This is a genomic window from Arsenophonus endosymbiont of Apis mellifera (assembly GCF_903968575.1).
Classification (GTDB): Bacteria; Pseudomonadota; Gammaproteobacteria; order Enterobacterales; family Enterobacteriaceae; genus Arsenophonus; species Arsenophonus apicola.
On sequence record NZ_CAJCFU010000026.1, the window covers coordinates 23,005 to 29,612 of the forward strand.

Genomic DNA, 6,608 nt, shown 5'->3' on the forward strand with positions numbered 1-6,608 from the left:
ATAAATATTAATTTTTATATTTTTTTATTGATTATTAAATCGAAATTGAATATTTACAATTATTTAAATATATTTTTTTATATTTTGTGTTATAAAACAAATATTAAAATATATTTATATAAAATTTTTTTTTAAGTAAAAATAAATATGATTGATACTAAATTATTACGTCAGGAACAGGCCATAAAAGCTAAACAAATTATTCTTACGGATAATTTTGTTATTCCTAATCTTATTGCTGGTGCTGATGTTGGATTTGAAGAAAAAGGAAGTGTAACCCGAGCCGCAATGGTTGTTATGCGTTGGCCTTCACTTGCTATTGTTGAATATCATATTGCTCGTATCCCCACTGAATTCCCTTATATTCCAGGTTTACTCTCTTTCCGAGAGTATCCTGCCCTACTGGCTGTTTGGGAAAAACTGCAACATAAGCCTGATCTTATCATGGTTGATGGCCAAGGAATTGCCCATCCTCGCCGTTTTGGGGTTGCTAGTCATTTGGGGCTTTTATTAGATATCCCAACGATTGGTATAGCGAAAAAACGTCTATGTGGTCACCATGAAGCTTTAGATGAGATAGTGGAAAGCTGCCAACCGTTGAATGATAATAATGAACAAATTGGTTGGGTATTTCGTAGTAAAAAAAGATGTAAACCACTTTATATCTCACCTGGGCATAAAATCAGTTTAGACGCTTCATTATTATGGGTTAAGCGGTGTATTAAAGGTTATCGTTTACCAGAACCTACTCGTTGGGCTGATGGAATCGCTTCTAATAGAGCGTTTTTTAATCGAATAAAACAGAATTTGGCATAATTAAAGTTAAAATATGTGGAACCTATTGATTTTCAGGTAAACTTCAGCGTAAAACGCAAGTGAGTAGAAATTTGATGTTAAGAAACCCCATTCATTTGAGGTTGGCAAAATTAAATAGTTGGCAGCATATCACTTTCATGGCTTGTTTGTGTGAGCGTATGTATCCTAATTATCAATTGTTTTGTAAACAAACGAGCTTTTTAAATCCAATACGTTATCGTATTATTTTAGATTTAATTTGGGAATCGCTAATTATTAAAGATAGTAAAATTGATTTTGATAATCAGTTGGAAAAATTAGAGGAAATTATTCCCGTCGCAAATGATTTTGATATATACGGCGTCCATCCTGCTATTGATGCATGTATAGCTTTAAGTGAAATAATTCATTCTTACTTAAGTGGGGAAACATTAGACGGTGCTATTGAAGTAAGTAAAATTTCGATTCGAACTATTGCAATGTTTGAGATGACTCGGACAGGTAAAGAGATGTCTGATGAAGAACTGAAAGAATTGCTTACCATTGAAGAAGAATGGGATATTCAATGGGAGATCTACCGTTTACTTGCCGCTTGTGAAGAGCGGGATGTAGCGCTGATTAAAGGATTAAAATCCGACCTCCGTGAAGTAGGGATCAGCAATATTGGCATTAAGGTTACCTAATTTCCGTTCATAGTGTTTAAAAACGTGATTTGGTACCATAAATGCTGACTTTTAACGCTTCACATTCGCCCGTACTATGTTCTACTGTGAAGGCGGAGAGGAGTGCTTTCGGGACGTATATTAAGAATTAATAAGTTCTACATATCCAACGTACTCGATGCTATGCAAATGATAAACACACTGTGTAAGGATAACTTATGAATAAGACTGTAAATGAGACCATGAAAAAGGGTGATGTAGTTCAATATGTCATGCAAAAAGCAAACCTGAATAAGACTCAAGCTAAAAATGCCTTAGAAGCACTCATCGAATGTATTACAGATGCACTGAAAGAAGGTGAGCAAGTGCAATTCGTTGGTTTTGGTACTTTTAGGACTAATCATCGTGCTGCACGTATTGGTCGTAATCCTAAAACAGGCGAAGAACTCAAAATTGAAGCGGCTAATGTACCAGTATTTGTTGCTGGAAAATCACTGAAAGAAGCAGTTAAGTAATTCAATTGCCAAATAGAATATTCAGAGGGGGTATTAAACCCCTTTTATTGATTGGGCGTATCCTCATTTTACTTGGTGCTGCTTCGCTGCTTGGCGCTTGCACCAATCAAGCTAAAATCCCCGAATTTAGCGCAAGTGGATTTATTTCCGATGCTGGCGTCGTTAGGCTATGGCGCTTAAATGATCAAAACAGTAACCCTCAGGTAATCGTTGCGGTATATAGTCCTTATCAAGGAAAAAATACGACCATTACTTTTTTTGAATATCGTCAAGGTAAACTTTGGCAAATTCGACATCAATCTTTTGACTATAAAAATAAAGAACAACAACAGCTAAGATTTGATCAAAATGACCATGTTATTTTTATGCAGCGCAGAGTAAATGATAACAAAGTTTCTCTAACTGAGGATGATATTGTTCGCTGGCGCTTTGAATCAGACCGTTTAATTGAGTTGAGCACCACTCTTATTGCTGGTAATGTTCATCTCTATCAAGGGTATTGGCGTGAAGGGCAAATTATAACTTGTAGCGGTGAAAAACGTAATATATCGTTTACTGCTCAGGCTGAAAATAGGTTGCTGCAAAGAGCGAAGACGAGTAGCGGTGACTTAGCTATTGCTTGGCTAGAAGCACCAGCAGGCAACGAGTTATTACTCGTTGCCAATGAGGATTTTTGTCTATGGGCGCCAACCAAAGACAAACTTTAAATCTTTTATTTTAAACGAGCCAGTGCTCGATAACCGATATCATCCCGATAGAAACAACCGATCCAGGATATTTTTGCTGCTTGCTGATAAGCTGTTTTTTGGGCATCAAGAATAGTATTGCCAAGGGCGGTAACACACAGTACACGGCCACCGGTAGTGATAACCTGATTTTGTTTTAATTCTGTTCCAGCGTGAAAAATTTTGCACTTTTCCGCTAATTTATCCGTGATCCCGTGAATAATATCACCTTTGCGATAATTGGCCGGATAGCCTTCAGCCGCCATGACAACACCTAAAGCAGGGCGATCATCCCAAGATGATATTTTACCCGCTAACTCTCCTTTTGCGCCGGCCAGACAGAGTGCTACCAAATCAGATTGTAAGCGCATCATGATGGGTTGGGTTTCTGGATCTCCAAATCGACAATTAAATTCAATAACTTTTGGGTTTCCCTGTTTATCTATCATTAATCCTGCATATAAAAAGCCTTGATATCGCCGCCCTTCAAGCGCCATACCTTGTACTGTAGGATAAATAATTTGATCCATTATACGCTGATGAACAATGTCTGTGACAACAGGAGCAGGAGAATATGCGCCCATGCCACCCGTATTTGGCCCGCTATCATTATTACCAACACGCTTATGATCTTGACTTGTTGCCATGGGAATGACATTTTCACCATCAACCATTACGATAAAACTAGCTTCTTCACCGTCAAGAAACTCTTCAATAACAATACGATGACCCGCCTGACCAAAGGCGTTACCGGCGAGCATGTCCAGAACAGCATTTTTTGCTTCTTCTAAGGTCATAGCAACAACGACCCCTTTACCTGCGGCTAGCCCATCCGCTTTAATAACAATCGGGGCGCCCATTTTGTCTAAGTAGGCGAGAGCGGGTTCAATTTCGGTAAAGTTCTGATAAGTGGCGGTTGGAATATGATGACGAGTAAGAAAATCTTTCGTAAAAGCTTTAGAGCCTTCTAACTGTGCTGCATTTTGACTAGGACCAAAGATCGTTAAACCGGCATCTTGAAAAGCATCAACTACACCGAGGATTAAGGGGATTTCTGGTCCAACGATCGTTAAACCAATATTATTATTTTTGGCAAAATCGACTAATCCAGCAATATCGGTTACTGCAATATTAATATTGGTTAGTTTTTTTTCTAATGCAGTGCCGGCATTACCGGGTGCAACATAAACCTTGTCAGCAAGAGGTGATTGTGCTGCTTTCCATGCTAAAGCATGCTCACGACCACCATTGCCAATAATTAAAATATTCATGCTATTGCTCTCTAAATTAGTGGCGGAAATGGCGCATATCAGTAAAAATCATCGCCATATCATGTTCATTAGCTGCAGCTATGATTTCATCGTCACGAATTGAACCACCCGGATGGATAACACAGGTTATGCCAGCTGCTGCGGCAGCATCAATACCATCTCGAAATGGAAAGAAAGCATCAGATGCCATTGCACATCCGACAAGTTCCAAACTTTCATCCTGTGCTTTTAATGCTGCAATTTTTGCTGAATAAACACGGCTCATTTGTCCAGCGCCAATACCGATTGTCATATTATTTTTGGCATAAACAATAGCATTGGATTTTACAAATTTGGCCACTTGCCAACAAAACAGCGCATTTTCTATCTCTTGTTCGCTTGGCTGACGCTTAGAAACAACACGCAAATCAGCTTTGGTAATTAAGCCTAGATCGCGATCTTGCACTAATAAACCGCCATTTACGCGTTTGAAATCTAAACTCGCAACTGCAAAATGCCATTGGCCACATGCCAGAACACGCACATTCGGCTTACTTGCAAGTATTGCTAGGGCAGCGTCACTGACAGTGGGGGCAATAATGACTTCAACAAATTGGCGCTCAAAAATTGTTTTAGCCGTATTTGCATCTAATTCACGATTAAATGCAATAATACCACCAAATGCTGAGGTAGGATCAGTTTTGAAAGCATGATCATAAGCGGTACAGATATCGTTACTGATTGCAACGCCGCAAGGATTAGCGTGTTTGACAATGACACATGCAGGTTTGGAAAAACTTTTTACGCACTCCAAGGCTGCATCAGTGTCAGCAATATTATTATAAGAAAGCGACTTACCTTGTAGCTGTCTTGCTGTAGAGACAGAGGCTTCGACTCTATTTTCTTCGATATAAAAAGCAGCAGCTTGATGACTATTTTCGCCGTAACGCATATCCTGCTGCTTAATAAAATTTAGGTTTAATGTACGAGGAAATTTACCTGAAGGCTGGTTCTCTGGGCCATAATAAGAAGGTACTAACTTACCAAAATAGTTAGCAATCATTCCATCATAAGCTGCGGTATGTTCAAAAGCTTTAACTGCCAAGTCAAAGCGAAACCTGTCAGTTAGCGAGTTTTGATGATTATCCATCTCTTGAATGATTTTGGGATAATCCAGACTATTAACTACAATAGCAACATCTTTATGATTTTTTGCGGCAGAACGGATCATGGCAGGTCCGCCAATATCAATGTTCTCAATAGCATTATCCAGCGTACAATCTGGCTTGGCAACAGTTTCAGCAAAAGGGTAAAGATTAACAACAACCATATCAATTGGCCTAATATGATGTTGTTGCATTATTTCATCATCTTGCCCGCGCCGGCCAAGAATACCGCCATGTACTTTTGGGTGAAGTGTCTTGACGCGGCCAGCCATCATTTCAGGCCATCCTGTATAATCAGAAACCTCTATAACCGTTAACCCGGCCGCTAGCAATAATTTAGCTGTACCGCCAGTAGAGATAAGTTCAACCTTACGTTGAGATAGAGCTTTGGCAAATTCAACAATACCTTCTTTGTCAGAAACACTCAGTAGAGCACGCTGAATAGGGCGGAGTTGTGACATGAAATAGATCCCTTGGAATAATAAAATGTTTTAACACATCGATTAAATTTTATGGCTATTTGCAATTACAAATGATATTCAAAAATAACAGATTTCAATTAAATATTTTTTGTTTCAAACGCAATTGTAACGCAAACGTTTGCGTATTTCGCTAAATTTTTATCATTTTATTTTTGTGGATAACTCTGTTAATAATTCGGTATAATATAACGCTTTGCTGTTTAATTAATCAATTGAACAAAATTATGCAAAATAAGCTTGCTAGCAATTTAAAACTCCCTATAATGCGCCCCCACTGAGTCAGGATAGAACGAATCAATTAAAGAGGATTTTATCGACTTAGGGTAAAGAAAAGTAGAAATAACTACTTGACTTTACAGGTGAAAAGCGTAATATACGCCACCTCGCGACCTGGGTCGCACGCTCTTTAACAATTAATCAGACAATCTGTGTGGGCACTCGCAAGACATCATCAAAAACTATTTGAAGATTAAGTCTTGAAGAGTGACAAAACAGTTAATTCATATATGAACTAATAAGCAGTAACGTGATTTTGGGCCACAGCGAAGGCGTTAAAACGTCGACAAAGTGGCAAAAAGAAGCGTTACGGCCAGTAAAACATTCTTTGAGCATCAAACTTTTAATTGAAGAGTTTGATCATGGCTCAGATTGAACGCTGGCGGCAGGCCTAACACATGCAAGTCGAGCGGCAGCGGGAGAAAGCTTGCTTTCTTGCCGGCGAGCGGCGGACGGGTGAGTAAGGTATGGGGATCTGGCCGAAGGCGGGGGATAACCACTGGAAACGGTGGCTAATACCGCATAATCTCTAAGGAGCAAAGTGGGGGACCATTAGGCCTCACACCTTCGGATGAACCCATATGAGATTAGCTAGTAGGTGGGGTAAAGGCTCACCTAGGCGACGATCTCTAGCTGGTCTGAGAGGATGATCAGCCACACTGGGACTGAGACACGGCCCAGACTCCTACGGGAGGCAGCAGTGGGGAATATTGCACAATGGGCGCAAGCCTGATGCA

6 protein-coding genes and 1 rRNA gene are annotated in these 6,608 nt (G+C 39.5%); 5 read left to right on the forward strand and 2 right to left on the reverse strand.

Going from position 1 to position 6,608, the window contains the following annotated elements; genetic code table 11:
* The first annotated feature begins 147 nt into the window (after window positions 1-147).
* The 4 genes from nfi (at window position 148) to H1X92_RS02180 (ending at window position 2,679) form a co-directional block, all read left to right on the forward strand.
* Window positions 148-816 carry a deoxyribonuclease V gene (nfi, locus tag H1X92_RS02165; RefSeq protein ID WP_180558659.1) on the forward strand — a complete coding sequence of 223 codons (669 nt, stop codon included), beginning with the start codon at window positions 148-150 and terminating at the stop codon, window positions 814-816.
* Window positions 817-890: 74 nt separating this feature from the next.
* On the forward strand, window positions 891-1,478 hold the full coding sequence (locus H1X92_RS02170) for a YjaG family protein (RefSeq protein WP_180558660.1): 588 nt from the start codon (window positions 891-893) through the stop codon (window positions 1,476-1,478).
* 221 nt (window positions 1,479-1,699) lie between these two features.
* Window positions 1,700-1,972 (forward strand): HU family DNA-binding protein, encoded by a 273-nt coding sequence (locus H1X92_RS02175; RefSeq protein WP_180558665.1) that lies wholly within the window; start codon window positions 1,700-1,702, stop codon window positions 1,970-1,972.
* 5 nt (window positions 1,973-1,977) lie between these two features.
* Window positions 1,978-2,679, forward strand: a complete 702-nt coding sequence (locus H1X92_RS02180) for a DUF1481 domain-containing protein (protein WP_225506379.1) — start codon at window positions 1,978-1,980, stop codon at window positions 2,677-2,679.
* Between the two features lie 5 nt (window positions 2,680-2,684).
* On the opposite strand, the gene purD is transcribed toward H1X92_RS02180, so the two are convergent.
* Entirely contained in the window at window positions 2,685-3,968 is a 1,284-nt protein-coding gene (gene purD / locus H1X92_RS02185) for a phosphoribosylamine--glycine ligase (protein ID WP_180558661.1), read from the reverse strand.
* A gap of 16 nt (window positions 3,969-3,984) precedes the next feature.
* The gene (gene purH, locus H1X92_RS02190) at window positions 3,985-5,574 is read right to left on the reverse strand and encodes a bifunctional phosphoribosylaminoimidazolecarboxamide formyltransferase/IMP cyclohydrolase (protein ID WP_180558662.1); all 1,590 of its coding nucleotides are present in this window, start codon (window positions 5,572-5,574) and stop codon (window positions 3,985-3,987) included.
* A gap of 641 nt (window positions 5,575-6,215) precedes the next feature.
* Here purH and H1X92_RS02195 point away from each other — a divergent pair.
* Window positions 6,216-6,608, forward strand: a 16S ribosomal RNA gene (locus H1X92_RS02195); the annotation flags it as partial.

Bases quoted from the DNA above. Each gene is read 5' to 3' on its own strand.
- purH (WP_180558662.1), bottom strand. From the start codon at position 5,574: ATGTCACAACTCCGCCCTATTCAGCGTGCTCTACTGAGTGTTTCTGAC.
- purD (WP_180558661.1), bottom strand. From the start codon at position 3,968: ATGAATATTTTAATTATTGGCAATGGTGGTCGTGAGCATGCTTTAGCA.
- H1X92_RS02170 (WP_180558660.1), top strand. From the start codon at position 891: ATGTTAAGAAACCCCATTCATTTGAGGTTGGCAAAATTAAATAGTTGG.
- nfi (WP_180558659.1), top strand. From the start codon at position 148: ATGATTGATACTAAATTATTACGTCAGGAACAGGCCATAAAAGCTAAA.
- H1X92_RS02175 (WP_180558665.1), top strand. From the start codon at position 1,700: ATGAAAAAGGGTGATGTAGTTCAATATGTCATGCAAAAAGCAAACCTG.